Origin of the sequence: Escherichia ruysiae (genome assembly GCF_031323975.1) — a bacterium.
GTDB classification, from domain to species: Bacteria; Pseudomonadota; Gammaproteobacteria; order Enterobacterales; family Enterobacteriaceae; genus Escherichia; species Escherichia ruysiae.
In genome coordinates, this window is the sequence record NZ_JAVIWS010000001.1 from 694,174 (window position 1) to 707,349 (window position 13,176).

At 52.8% G+C, this 13,176-nt stretch carries 12 protein-coding genes; all 12 read right to left on the reverse strand.

Annotated elements, in window-relative coordinates; all coding sequences use genetic code 11:
- Window positions 1–37: 37 nt before the first annotated feature.
- The 12 genes from flhE to motA all read right to left on the reverse strand — a co-directional run bounded on the left by flhE (window position 38) and on the right by motA (window position 13,080).
- Window positions 38–430: a flagellar protein FlhE gene (gene flhE / locus RGV86_RS03545; protein ID WP_001221459.1), complete on the reverse strand. Its 393-nt coding sequence runs from the start codon at window positions 428–430 to the stop codon at window positions 38–40.
- A complete protein-coding gene (flhA, locus tag RGV86_RS03550) occupies window positions 430–2,508 on the reverse strand; it encodes a flagellar biosynthesis protein FlhA (RefSeq protein WP_000067001.1) in 2,079 nt (692 codons plus the stop codon). The genes flhE and flhA overlap by 1 nt, the downstream gene beginning before the upstream one ends.
- The gene (gene flhB, locus RGV86_RS03555; protein ID WP_309508493.1) at window positions 2,501–3,649 is read right to left on the reverse strand and encodes a flagellar biosynthesis protein FlhB; all 1,149 of its coding nucleotides are present in this window, start codon (window positions 3,647–3,649) and stop codon (window positions 2,501–2,503) included. Before flhB ends, flhA begins: the two co-directional genes overlap by 8 nt.
- 201 nt (window positions 3,650–3,850) lie before the next feature.
- Window positions 3,851–4,495: a protein phosphatase CheZ gene (gene cheZ, locus RGV86_RS03560; RefSeq protein ID WP_000983593.1), complete on the reverse strand. Its 645-nt coding sequence runs from the start codon at window positions 4,493–4,495 to the stop codon at window positions 3,851–3,853.
- 10 nt (window positions 4,496–4,505) lie between these two features.
- Complete coding sequence (gene cheY / locus RGV86_RS03565) at window positions 4,506–4,895, reverse strand: chemotaxis response regulator CheY (protein ID WP_000763855.1); 390 nt, start codon at window positions 4,893–4,895, stop codon at window positions 4,506–4,508.
- A gap of 14 nt (window positions 4,896–4,909) precedes the next feature.
- Complete coding sequence (cheB, locus tag RGV86_RS03570) at window positions 4,910–5,959, reverse strand: protein-glutamate methylesterase/protein glutamine deamidase (protein ID WP_000036399.1); 1,050 nt, start codon at window positions 5,957–5,959, stop codon at window positions 4,910–4,912.
- A 2-nt stretch (window positions 5,960–5,961) separates the two neighbouring features.
- Complete coding sequence (gene cheR / locus RGV86_RS03575; protein WP_085460804.1) at window positions 5,962–6,822, reverse strand: protein-glutamate O-methyltransferase CheR; 861 nt, start codon at window positions 6,820–6,822, stop codon at window positions 5,962–5,964.
- 148 nt (window positions 6,823–6,970) lie between these two features.
- Entirely contained in the window at window positions 6,971–8,632 is a 1,662-nt protein-coding gene (gene tar, locus RGV86_RS03580) for a methyl-accepting chemotaxis protein II (RefSeq protein ID WP_085460805.1), read from the reverse strand.
- Window positions 8,633–8,776: 144 nt separating this feature from the next.
- Window positions 8,777–9,280 carry a chemotaxis protein CheW gene (gene cheW / locus RGV86_RS03585; protein ID WP_085460806.1) on the reverse strand — a complete coding sequence of 168 codons (504 nt, stop codon included), beginning with the start codon at window positions 9,278–9,280 and terminating at the stop codon, window positions 8,777–8,779.
- A gap of 20 nt (window positions 9,281–9,300) precedes the next feature.
- Window positions 9,301–11,265 carry a chemotaxis protein CheA gene (cheA, locus tag RGV86_RS03590; RefSeq protein ID WP_077629640.1) on the reverse strand — a complete coding sequence of 655 codons (1,965 nt, stop codon included), beginning with the start codon at window positions 11,263–11,265 and terminating at the stop codon, window positions 9,301–9,303.
- Between the two features lie 4 nt (window positions 11,266–11,269).
- Window positions 11,270–12,196: a flagellar motor protein MotB gene (gene motB, locus RGV86_RS03595; protein ID WP_000788499.1), complete on the reverse strand. Its 927-nt coding sequence runs from the start codon at window positions 12,194–12,196 to the stop codon at window positions 11,270–11,272.
- A complete protein-coding gene (gene motA / locus RGV86_RS03600; RefSeq protein ID WP_000906346.1) occupies window positions 12,193–13,080 on the reverse strand; it encodes a flagellar motor stator protein MotA in 888 nt (295 codons plus the stop codon). Before motA ends, motB begins: the two co-directional genes overlap by 4 nt.
- Window positions 13,081–13,176 lie beyond the last annotated feature (96 nt).

Here is a 13,176-nt window from a genome sequence, read left to right on the forward strand (position 1 = left end):
AAGGCCGATGTCGTTGCAGACATCGGCTTTTTTATCACTAACGGTAATTCACAATCACTTCATTACGTTGTACCTTCAGCGGCGGAATTAACCGCCCACCGCCAGGCACTTCCCAGATAAATCGCAACGGTTCTGCCGCCGGTATACCGGAAAAGGCCACAGTGCTCCCACTCTGCCCGTCTAACTCGACACAACGAGATTGTGAACACAAGCGTACCCGCAGCCCCGATGGTGTCGGGCCGATAAGCTGATAACGCCACGCCACCAGCGTCATCAATCCTGATGCTGGTTGTCGCGAAGAAAGAGGCGCTGACGACATCGACTCACCGCGATGATTTAGCGTAACGCCCACACTACTTGTCTGCCACATCCCCTCCCCGGCGGCTTGTACAACCAGCGGAAACAACAATATCGCCAGTAAGATCCTCATTATTTACCCCCAATAGTCGCCGTCATCCGAATCTGCCGGTTATCAGAGAGTTCGAGATTCGACAGCACCACCAGTTGCGGCAGGCTACGGCGCAGAAAGCGAGACAATAGCGGACGCAGCGCGTGGTTCACCAACAGTACTGGCGGCGCACCCAGCATCTCCTGACGGGATAATGCTTCCTGGGTCTGTGCCAGCAAACGATCCGCCAGCCCCGGTTCCAGTCCGCCACCGCCCTGCAACGCCTGTAACAGTAAACGCTCCAGTGGCGTGTCCAGACCAATAACGTGAACTTCATCTTTACCGGGGAACCACTGCTGAGTAATTGCCCGCCCCAGCGCCACGCGCACGACGGCGGTTAATTCATGCGGATCGCTCTGGATAGGCGCATGTTCCGCCAGTGTTTCAAGAATGGTGCGCATATCGCGGATCGGTACTTTTTCATCAAGCAGGTTTTGTAGCACTTTATGCAGCGTGGTAAGCGTGATAACGCCAGGAACCAAATCCTCCGTCAGTTTTGGCATCTCCTGCGCCACGCGATCCAGTAACTGCTGCGCCTCCTGACGACCAAACAGTTCTGCGGCATGTTGACTAATGAGGTGGTTAAGATGCGTTGCCACCACTGTACTGGCTTCAACCACCGTATATCCCTGAATCTGCGCTTGTTCTTTTAGCGCACTTTCGATCCAGATAGCATTAAGTCCAAATGCCGGATCGACAGTCACTTCACCGGGTAGCGTCCCGGCGGCTGTTCCTGGGTTAATGGCCAGCCAGCGCCCCGGATAAGCATCACCACTGCCAATCTCAACGCCTTTCATCAAGATACGATAGCGGGCAGGCTGTAGATCCATATTGTCGCGGATGTGCACCACTGGCGGTAGAAAGCCCATCTCCTGAGCAAATTTCTTGCGAATACTGCGAATACGACCAAGCAACTCGCCATCCTGCTGAAAATCGACCATCGGAATCAGCCGATAACCCACTTCCATTCCCAGAGAATCTTCCAGTTGCACATCGTTCCAGGTCGCTTCGACAACGGCATTATTTTCCGCCATCTTCACTGGTTTCGGTTCAGCGGGCGCTTTTTGTTCACGTCCACGAACCCACCATGCCAGCCCCAGCAATCCCGCTGTGAACAGTAAAAATACCAGGTTTGGCATTCCCGGCACCAGCCCCAGTAAACCGAGCACTGCGGCACTTAACAACATGACGCTGGGGTTACTGAAAAGCTGATTCACCATCTGCTCGCCAACGTCCTGATCGGTACTGACTCGCGTAACGATAACCCCCGCAGCGGTAGAAATAACCAGCGCAGGTATTTGCGCGACCAGACCATCACCGATGGTCAACAGCGTATAACTTTCCGCTGCATGACCCATACTCATGCCATGTTGCAACACCCCAACCAGCAATCCGCCAACAACGTTAATGACCATGATGAGGATCCCGGCGATGGCGTCACCACGGACAAACTTACTCGCCCCGTCCATTGAGCCGTAAAAATCAGCTTCCTGGGTCACTTCTGAACGTCGCTTTTTTGCTTCATCTTCGCCAATCAGGCCAGCGTTGAGGTCGGCATCAATCGCCATCTGTTTTCCTGGCATTCCGTCGAGAACAAAGCGCGCACCCACTTCCGCGATACGTCCGGCACCTTTGGTAATGACCATAAAGTTGATGATCACGAGGATGACAAACACCACAATGCCGATGGCAAAGTTACCGCCCACGAGAAAATGACCAAATGCTTCAACCACCTTCCCTGCCGCCGCCGCGCCAGTATGCCCTTCCATCAAAATGATACGCGTGGAAGCCACATTAAGCGCCAGACGCAGCAGCGTGGTAAACAACAGAATGGTCGGAAACGCGGCAAACTCAAGCGTGCGCTGGGTAAACATCGCCACCAGCAACACCATAATCGACAAGGCAATGTTGAAAGTGAACAGCAGGTCGAGAATGAATGCGGGCAGTGGCAGCACCATCATCGACAAGATCAGCAGGATCAAAATAGGTCCGGCAAGGATCTGCCACTGTGTCGATTTCAGGTTTGCGGGCAGGCGCAGCATCGCGGCCAGATTACTCATGGGACGGTTTCTCGTTGATAAAATCCAGGGCTTCCGGCACCGGAAGATGAGTGGGCTGTTCAGGACGTTGTCCACCGGCCAGACGCCAGCGTTTCAGTTGCCAGACCCAGGCCAGCACTTCCGCCACGGCGGCATACAGTTGACCGGGAATTTGTTGGCCGATTTCTGCGTGTCGATACAGCGCGCGCGCCAGCGGCGGCGCTTCAAGAGTCGGGACGTTATTTTCAGCGGCGATTTCACGAATGCGTAACGCCACCAGCCCCGCGCCTTTAGCAACAACTTTCGGCGCGCTCATTTTGTTTTCGTCATACTGCAATGCCACTGAGTAGTGAGTTGGGTTATTAACAATGACGTCCGCTTTCGGCACATCGGCCATCATCCGACGCCGCGCGGCAGCACGCTGCATCTGACGAATTCGCCCTTTGACATGCGGATCGCCTTCGCTTTGTTTGAACTCATCACGAATATCCTGCCGTGACATACGCAGCTTTTTCAGGTGGCTGAAAATTTGAAAAAAGACGTCAAATCCCACCATCGGAATGACACCAAGCACCACTAAAAGTGCACACAACCCCACAACATCCATCGCGTTAGCCATTGCGGTAATGGGTGACTGCGCCATTAAGCGCATCATCTGCGGCCAGTGATGCCAGAGATAAAAGCCAGTAACGCAGCCAACCAGTGTAGATTTCAGGATAGCTTTCAGCAGCTCCGCGCCAGTTTGCGCCGAGAAAATACGTTTAATGCCCGGTAGTGGGTTGAGTTTGGAAAACTTCGGTTGCAATGATTTACCACTAAATACCAGCCCCCCCAGCATGACCGGCGAAATAAGCGCCACCAGCACCACACCGCTAATCAGCGGCAACAGTGCAAGCATGGCTTCTCTGATCAGCAAAATAATCTGTCCGAGAATGAGGTTGGGGTCATTGATGATGCTGTGATCAAAATGCAGCCCGGCGGAGAGCATCCCCGACAACCGCCGTGCCAGAGACGCGCCACCAAACCAAATAACACACACGCCCACCAGTAAAATGAGCAGTGAGGTCAGCTCACGGGAGCGCAGGATCTGCCCCTCTTCCCGCGCTTTTTCAAGTCGGTGAGGTGTGGGAGCTTCTGTTTTGTCGTCGCTCTCGTCAGACACGTCGCCAATCCTGGAAATGGTAATAAGCGTGAATAATGCCAGAGCGGAAAGCATTCAATGCCTGGAATAAGTGGCAAAACAGGTGGGCTTTAGGGCTTTTACCGCAGTACATCAGACAGGGCGCACGTTTGTCGGATGTGGCGTAAACGCCTTATCCGACCGCCTGATATGACGCGGTCACGTCACATCAGGCAATACAAATCAAAACCCAAGACTATCCAACAAATCGTCCACCTGATCCTGACTGGCAACCACACCGGCTTTGCTGGTATCGACCTGTGGTCCGTTAAGCAAACTCTGGTTTTCACGTTTCGGACGCGCATCCTGTTCCGGGATATTTTCCAGCAGCACCATCAACAACTGGCGTTCAATTTCCTGAATCACATCCATCATCCGTTTAATCACCTGCCCGGTGAGATCCTGAAAATCCTGCGCCATCATAATTTCCAGTAACTGCGCGTTTGTGAAGCTGGTATGAGCGGGCACATCCGCCAGAAATTGCCGCGTATCTGTCACCAGTTCACGGGCGTCGGCAAGGTCAATCGGATCGGCGAACCAGTCATCCCAGCGTTGGGTTAATGCTTTTGCCGATTCCTCCATTTCATCCTGATGCGGTTGCGACGCCTCAACGCTATTCAGCGCCCGCTCTGCGGCCTGCGCAGTCATCTGCACAACGTAGAACAAGCGATCGCGGGCATCAGGGATAGCTTCCGCAGCTTCGGCTATCGCCTGATCCAGTCCCAGCTCGCGCAGGCTGTCACGCAGCATACGCGTCAGGCTGCCGATGCGCGCAATGATATCGCCGGCTGCATGTTCATCAGCAGGTTTGATTGATGGTTGCATCATAGTCGCATCCTCACATGCCCAGTTTCTCAAAGATTTTGTTGAGTTTTTCCTCCAGCGTCGCGGCGGTAAATGGCTTAACCACATAGCCACTGGCCCCCGCTTGTGCTGCCGCGATAATGTTCTCTTTCTTCGCCTCAGCGGTCACCATCAGCACTGGCAACGCCGACATCGCACCATCAGCACGAATGGTTTTCAGCAACTCCAGACCATCCATATTCGGCATATTCCAGTCGGAAATCACAAAGCCATAACCGCCCGCCTGTAACTTGTTGAGAGCATCAGCGCCATCTTCCGCTTCCTCAACATTGTTGAAACCCAGCTCTTTCAGCAGGTTACGCACAATGCGTCGCATGGTGGAAAAGTCATCCACAACCAAAAATTTAAGTTCTTTATCCGCCATTTCACACTCCTGATTTAAATACGTATCGCCTGTCCGACACTGATTTTCGCCAGCATTTGCTGGCTTACCTGGCTAAGATCGACCACTTCGCAGACGCCCCCCAGATTGATGGCCTCGCGCGGCATACCGAACACCACACAGCTTGCTTCGTTTTGCGCAAGGGTCCATGCCCCCGCCTGACGCATCGCCAACATTCCCGCCGCACCGTCGTTGCCCATACCGGTGAGGATCACTCCAACCGCGTTGCGCCCCGCCTGTCTGGCGACAGAATGAAACAACACATCCACCGACGGTCGATGGCGGTTAACCGCCGGGCCATCGTGAATTTTGATTTGATAGTTCGCGCCGCTGCGCGCCAGTTCCATATGTCGATCGCCCGGTGCGATATAGGCATGTCCCGGCAAAACACGTTCTCCGTCTTCGGCCTCTTTAACACCGATTTGACACAGCTTATTCAGGCGGTCGGCAAAAGAACGGGTAAAGCCAGGCGGCATATGCTGGGTGATTAACAGTGCCGGGCTGGAAAGCGGCAGCGGCTGCAATACGTGCCGAATTGCCTCGGTGCCCCCCGTTGAAGCACCAATCGCAATCAGTTTTTCTGAACTCAACAACGGCCCCGCCTTCAGCGTTGCCGGAGCCGATAATGGTTTATGCGCCGCGAGGCTCGCCCTCGACGCCGTACGCACCTTTTCAGCGATCATTTCGCTGTACGCCAGCATCCCTTCTCGAATACCCAGTTGCGGTTTAGTGACAAAATCAATCGCCCCCAACTCCAGCGCACGCAGCGTCACTTCAGAACCTTTGCCGGTCAGAGAAGAAACCATCACAACGGGCATTGGACGCAAACGCATTAACTTTTCGAGGAAATCCAGTCCGTCCATCCGTGGCATTTCAACATCCAGCGTCAGCACATCGGGGTTGAATTTCTTAATCAAATCTCGCGCGACCAGCGGATCGGGCGCCGTTGCCACCATTTCCATATCGCTATGGCTGTTGATGATTTCCGTCATGATCTGGCGCATCAGTGCCGAATCATCGACAGACAACACCCTGATTTTGCTCATGGTTAATCCTTACTTAGCGCATACACCGTCTGCCCACGCAGCGTGAAGCTGCGCTCAAGGTGGCTGAAATTTTCAGAGTGCCCCGCAAACAGCAATCCGTCAGGTTTAAGTAGTGGCACGAAGCGGCGCAAAATCTCCTGTTGGGTCGTTTGATCAAAGTAGATCATGACGTTACGGCAGAAGATCGCATCAAACGGCCCCGGTACGGTGTACTGTTTCGCCAACAAATTCAGCGAGGAAAAATCGACATAGCTCGCCAGTTCCTGGCGCACGCGCACCAGCCCTTCATGCGGCCCCGTGCCGCGCATGAAGTAACGCTGGAGTTGTTGTGGCGTCAGGTTTTTCAGCTCTTCATGGCGATAAATGCCGCTTCTGGCTTTTTCCAGCACTTCGGTGTCGATATCACTGGCGAACACTTTCCAGCGTCCAGGCGCGGTGCCTAATGTGTCCGCCAGCGTCATGGCAATGCTGTACGGCTCTTCACCAGTCGACGCCGCCGCGCTCCATACACGATATTCCCCAGAACGACGGCGAGCGTGAGCCGCGAGCAGTGGGAAATGATGCCCTTCACGGAAAAATGCCGTCAGGTTGGTAGTCAGCGAGTTAATAAATGCCTGCCACTCGCCGCTAAGCTGATTAGATTCCAGCATGTTCAGATAATGACCAAAATCGGCCAGTCCCAGCGAGCGCAAACGGCGTATCAACCGGTTGTAGACCATGTCACGCTTGTGCTCGGCCAGAACAATCCCCGCACGTTGATAGATCAATTGACTTATCCGCCGAAAATGAACGTCGGAAAGCGCAAGGCGCTCGCTCATCTGTAACAATAAAGACGTTTGCCCACAGGGCTGAGATGATGTCATAGCGCCTTCTCAATCACTTCAGGAAACCACTGGCACAGCCTGTAACTGCACCGATTGTGTTGTAATAGCGCCACCAGAAACGATAAGCGCGACGTTCTGTTGCATCATCAGCCTCATCTGGCGGCAATGGCGCTTGAGTAAATACCCATCAAAATGTTTCCCAGTTTGGCTCTTGTTCAGCGATACGCCGCCGCGACTGCGCAGGTGATTGCTCACTGGCAGGCTGGGATTTTAGGGGGGGTTTGTGGTTGAGCTGACTGGCTGCCAGACGAAATGCGGATACTGCCTGCGTTAAACGACCGGCCTGCTCTTCCAGTGCGGCAGCAGCGGCGGCTGACTCCTGCACCAACGAGGCATTCTGTTGAGTGACGCGATCCATTTCCGACACGGCCAGCGCAACTTGATCAATGCCACGGCTCTGCTCATCGGAGGCTGAAGCAATTTCCCCCATAATGTCGGTGACGCGCGTAACCGCATTAACGATATTCGTCATCGTTTCCCCGGCGCTTTCGACCAGCACAGAACCGGTATCAACGCGGGAAACTGAGTCTTCTATCAGAGCTTTGATCTCTTTTGCTGCCTGGGCGCTGCGACTGGCAAGATTACGCACTTCGCCTGCCACCACGGCAAAACCACGGCCCTGTTCCCCGGCACGCGCGGCTTCAACAGCGGCATTCAGTGCGAGGATATTGGTCTGGAAGGCAATGCCGTCGATTACGCTAATAATGTCGGCGATTTTCTTCGAACTGTCGGCGATTTCATGCATCGTTTTCACTACGCCATCCACCACTTTGCCGCCGTGCTGGGCGGTGTCGGAGGCACTTTGCGCCAGTTGCGAGGCCTGACGGGCGTTATCGGCGTTCTGTTTCACCGTCGCGGTGAGCTGTTCCATGCTGGCGGCAGTTTCTTCCAGCGCGGATGCCTGCTGTTCAGTGCGTGATGAAAGATCGGTATTGCCCGCTGCAATTTCACGTGTACCGGCATAGATGGCGTCCGACCCCTGGCGCACATGGGTGACTGTGTCGGTCAAAGAACGCTGCATATGCGAAACGCTCTGCGCCAGTTCGCCCATTTCACTGCGCCCATCAATGATGAGGCTATTCGCCAGGTTACCACCGGCAATTTCGCGAATGTGAGCAATGATTTTCGCCAGCGGGGTAAGCAACATACGGCGGATGCCGTACCACGCCACCAGCAAAATCAATACCACCACCAGCGCGATAACCGCCAGTTGCCACTGGGAAAAGCGGTAATCTTCCGCATTGTTAGTGACGATATCGCGGTAAAGTTTTTCACTACTGAGGGCGTACTGAGCAAACGCTTCGCCCATCGCATTTTGCATTCCCTGAGTTGGTTGAGCGAAATAGGCGCCAGTATTGCCATAATCAAGATAATCAATCAGTTCAGTTAACGCTGTGTGATAGTTTTTGTATTTTTCATCAATATTACGACTGGTGGCGACCATTTCAGGTAACGGTGCCATGCTTTTGAATTTTTTAAAATGAGTCGCTGCCTGGGCCAATGTTTTCCTGGCGCTATCAAGCAATTCAACTTTGGCGTTACTTTGTTGATTGGATGAATCCATCATCATCCGCACCGCCGAACGGCTCAAATTAATGCGCGTTTGTAGCATTAAATCCCAGGTTGAGGTTAGCTCACTCTGTTGTTCCCGTAGTTCATTGGAAACGACAAAGCTTTTCTGGCTATGGTGAAGCGAAGAAAAAAACAAACTGCCGGAAATTAGCTGTAACAGTGCGAATACCCCCAGCACCATTACCAACAGCGTGACTACGCGGATACGGTTAATCATAAGGCACCTTCCTGAAAACAAGTTGATCTCGTTATCGGCAAGGAAGGGGGAAACTTTATTGCTGATGCCACCCGCCGCGAAATTGAAATAAAAAACCCGATGCGCAGATCATCGGGTTCATTTCAATTGAGGAAATCAGGAGAATTACGCCACTTCTGACGCCGCGCTATCTAACAGCGCCATCTCTTCGCTATTCAGCAGTTTTTCGATGTTCACCAGAATCAACATACGGTCACCCAGTGCGCCCAATCCAGTGAGATATTCTGTTGAAAGCGTCACGGCAAATTCCGGTGCCGGACGAATTTGCTCCGCCGTCAATGAAAGCACGTCTGAAACGCCGTCAACCACGATGCCGACCACCCGTTGTCCGAGATTCAGTACGATAACTACCGTGTTGTCGTTATAGTCCACATCCACCTGGCTGAACTTAATTCGTAAGTCAACAATCGGCACAATAACGCCGCGCAGATTCGTGACGCCTTTGATAAACGCTGGCGTGTTTGCAATCCGTGTTACCTGATCGTAGCCACGGATCTCCTGCACTTTCAGAATATCAATACCGTACTCTTCATCACCAAGGGTAAATACCAGAAATTCCTGGCCTAACGGCTCGCTGGCCAGCTTTGTTACATTCGTCATACCGGTCATATTGTTACCTTTTTACTCATTCAGGCGGCGGTGTTCGCCATACGTTGTTCGCGGTTTATCGTCTGCAAGGCAGAAACATCAACAATCAGTGCCACGCTGCCGTCGCCGAGAATCGTTGCGGCGGATATTCCCGGGATTTTGCGATAGTTACTTTCCAGGTTTTTCACTACTACCTGGTGTTGACCAATTAATTGATCCACCAGCAAAGCGTAGCGGCGACCGCCACTTTGCAGGATCACCACAATTCCCTGAGTCGCTTCAGTTTTCGCGCCCGTGACGTTGAACACTTTCCACAGTTCGACGATAGGCAGATATTCACCACGTACTTCCAGTACCCGCTCGCCGCCCGCCAGTGGATGCAGATCGGCTTCATGGGGTTGCAGTGATTCCATGACGGCATTCAGCGGCAGAATGAAAACTTCATCTGCAACACGTACAGACATGCCATCGAGGATCGCCAGCGTCAGCGGCAGTAAAATGCGGATCGTAGTTCCTGCGCCCGGCGTCGATTTGATTTCGACATGACCGCCCATCTCCTGGATATTACGTTTGACCACATCCATACCGACACCGCGTCCGGAGACATCGGTAACCTGCTCTGCTGTAGAAAAACCAGGAGCAAATATCAGCATTGCCACTTCGTCATCTGTCATGTTGTCGCTGACGGTCAGACCTTGTGAAACAGCTTTTGCCAGAATCCGTTCACGGTTTAGCCCCGCGCCATCGTCGGTCACTTCGATGCAGATGTTGCCGCCCTGATGTTCAGCAGACAGAACCAAATTTCCGACGCTGTTTTTGCCTGCGGCGAGGCGTTTTTCCGGCAGTTCAATTCCGTGGTCGAGACTGTTGCGTACCAGATGGGTCAGCGGGTCAATAATGCGTTCTATCAGGCTCTTGTCGAGTTCAGTGGAACTGCCCACCAGCGTCAGTTCTACCTGTTTGCCGAGTTTTCCCGCCAGGTCACGTACCAGCCGGGGATAGCGACTAAAGACATATTCCATCGGCATCATGCGGATCGACATTACCGATTCCTGCAAATCACGGGCGTTACGTTGTAACTGCCCCATGCTGGTAATCAAATCACCATGATTAACCGGGTCCAGTTCGCTCGAACGCTGAGCCAGCATCGACTGGGTGATGACCAGTTCGCCGACAAGGTTAATCAGTTGATCAACCTTCTCTACAGCCACACGGATACTGGTGGATTCGCTGCCGCGCGGCGGTTTTTCCCGTTCTGTCCGTACAACTGGCGCTTCTGCGGCGGCAAGTTTAAGCACCGGTGGCGCAGATACTTTCGCCGTAGACTCAACGCTTTCAAAGGCAATCTGATCGGCCTCAATGACAAAACAAAGCACCGCAGTAATGTCGTCTTCCGCAATATCTCCCGCTAATGTCGCCGATAACGAATCGGCTCCTTTCACCACGTCAGTCAACGTTGTCAGATGTCCCAGCTCTTCTTCCAGCAGATCGATTTCTCCCGCTTTCAGGCGCGAAAGGATAATTCGTCGCGGCGATTGGCGGCTATTCTGACCATCTTGCGGTTCATTTTTGGCAACCACACTTAATCGGGTCACTGCGGATACCGTTTCGCCTTTCGCTTCTAATGCCAGTTGACGCAAGGCCTGGCAGATATAATCGAAGCTGGCGGTATCTGGCTCTTGTGACTGTTTATAAGCGTCGAGCTGTTCTTGCATGATGTCCTTCGTTTCCAAAAACAGATTGATAATGTCGGTATTAAGCTGCATCTCACCACGTCTGGCTTCATCGAGCAGATTTTCCATCAGATGCGTGGTTTCCTGTAACACAGTAAAACCAAAGGTTCCTGCCCCTCCTTTGATGGAATGGGCTGCACGAAAGATGGCATTCAACTGTTCGGCATCTGGCGCTTCTGGCTGCAAATTAAGCAGATGCTGCTCCATATCGGCTAACAGTTCGTCCGCCTCATCAAAAAATGTCTGATAAAAATCGCTTATATCCATGCTCACGCAGTCACCTCGGTTCGGCTGATGGCATTGTAGGAACACTGACCTGCGGTGCGCTCCCTGTTTTTTCCAGAACACTTACCGGCTCATTCTGGCTTTCAGCGTTTTCATGCAAAATAGCTTGTTCTGCTTGTCTGTTCAGAACCAGCAGGCTGATTCGACGGTTGACGGCATCATCAGGTCCACGATCGCTCAAACGCATGGTGGCTGCCATGCCGACAACGCGCAGAATTTTGCCATCAGCCAGACCGCCCACCATTAGCTCACGGCGCGACGCATTGGCGCGTTCGGCAGAAAGCTCCCAGTTGCTATAGCCTTGCTCACCATTGGCGTAAGGGAAATCATCGGTATGACCGGAGAGACTGATACGGTTAGGAATACCGTTCAGCACAGGCGCAATACTCCGCAGAATGTCACGCATATAGGGTTCGACGTCAGCACTGCCGGTTTTAAACATCGGGCGATTCTGGCTGTCGATAATCTGAATGCGTAAACCTTCCTGCACCAGATCGATTTTGAGATGTGGACGCAGCGCCCGTAGTTTCGGGTCTGATTCAATAAGCTGGTCGAGATCGCCCCGCAATTTCCGCAGCCGACTTTGCTCCATGCGTTTTTTCAGTTCTTCAATGTCCGGTTGCTTATTCACTTCTCCCTGGCTTTGGGTGTAATCATCACCCCCGCCAGGAATTGGGCTTTCACTATTAGAAATGCGATCACCGCCCGTTACTGCCGTCGCCAGCGGCGTGCGGAAATATTCCGCAATCTGAATCAGCTCTTTTGGGCTGGAGATGGAGATCAGCCACATCACCAGAAAAAAAGCCATCATCGCAGTCATAAAGTCAGCATAAGCAATCTTCCACGATCCATGCGCCGAGCCGTGACTTTTCGCTTTGCGTCGCTTGACGACAATAATTGGATGCGCGTGATTCTTCATGCTTCCTCGGTTGTCGTCTGCTGTTGCGGATTTTTCACTGCACGAACGTGCTCTTCCAGTTCGACGAACGACGGGCGCTCGCTGGAGTAGAGCGTTTTGCGACCAAATTCAACCGCAATTGGCGGTGCATAACCGTTGAGATTAGAAAGCAGTATGACTTTGACGCACTGCATCATTTTGCTGGTCTCTGCGCTTTTCTGGCGCAAAACACTTGCCAGCGGGGAAATAAATCCATAAGCCAATAAGATACCGAGGAAAGTCCCCACCATCGCATGAGCAATCAACGCCCCCAGTTCGGCGGCAGGTCGGTCAGCCGAACCGAGCGCGTGAACCACTCCCATCACAGCCGCGACAATACCAAATGCCGGGAGCGAGTCACCGACCAGCGCCAGACTGTTTGCCGGGACTTCCGCCTCGCTTTCGTGAGTCTCGATCTCTTCATCCATCAAAGCTTCGATTTCAAAGGTATTCATGTGACCACTAATAATCAGGCGCAGATAATCGACAATAAAATCAAGCATGACGGCATCAGCCATAATGCGAGGATAACTGGCGAAGATCTCGCTCTCGCGAGGATTTTCAATATCGCGCTCCAACGAAAACATGCCCATCTGGCGTGATTTCGCCATTAGCCGGTAAAGCAGCGCCAGCAGATCCATATACATTGCTTTGGTGTATTTGGAGCGGCGAAACAGTAACGGCAGCGCCTTAAGCGTGCCTTTGATGGCTTTACCGTTGTTGCCGACAATAAACGACCCAATACCTGCACCGGCAATAATCACCAGTTCAGCGGGTTGATAAAGTGCTCCAAGGCTTCCGCCGGTCATCAAATAACCGCCGAAAACTGTACCGAGAACAACCAGGTAACCTAATAAGATAAGCACGACATCATCCTTTCACTGTTGACCATGACAGGATGTTCAGTCGTCAGGCGTTAACTTACGGTCGGGGAAAAAAGCAGCGACAATCAGTTGCCGCTG

What these genes read in the sequence shown, in the direction of transcription:
- flhE (WP_001221459.1), bottom strand. Translation starts at nt 430, where the DNA reads ATGAGGATCTTACTGGCGATATTGTTGTTTCCGCTGGTTGTACAAGCC.
- flhA (WP_000067001.1), bottom strand. Translation starts at nt 2,508, where the DNA reads ATGAGTAATCTGGCCGCGATGCTGCGCCTGCCCGCAAACCTGAAATCG.
- cheZ (WP_000983593.1), bottom strand. Translation starts at nt 4,495, where the DNA reads ATGATGCAACCATCAATCAAACCTGCTGATGAACATGCAGCCGGCGAT.
- cheY (WP_000763855.1), bottom strand. Translation starts at nt 4,895, where the DNA reads ATGGCGGATAAAGAACTTAAATTTTTGGTTGTGGATGACTTTTCCACC.
- cheB (WP_000036399.1), bottom strand. Translation starts at nt 5,959, where the DNA reads ATGAGCAAAATCAGGGTGTTGTCTGTCGATGATTCGGCACTGATGCGC.
- cheR (WP_085460804.1), bottom strand. Translation starts at nt 6,822, where the DNA reads ATGACATCATCTCAGCCCTGTGGGCAAACGTCTTTATTGTTACAGATG.
- tar (WP_085460805.1), bottom strand. Translation starts at nt 8,632, where the DNA reads ATGATTAACCGTATCCGCGTAGTCACGCTGTTGGTAATGGTGCTGGGG.
- cheW (WP_085460806.1), bottom strand. Translation starts at nt 9,280, where the DNA reads ATGACCGGTATGACGAATGTAACAAAGCTGGCCAGCGAGCCGTTAGGC.
- motB (WP_000788499.1), bottom strand. Translation starts at nt 12,196, where the DNA reads ATGAAGAATCACGCGCATCCAATTATTGTCGTCAAGCGACGCAAAGCG.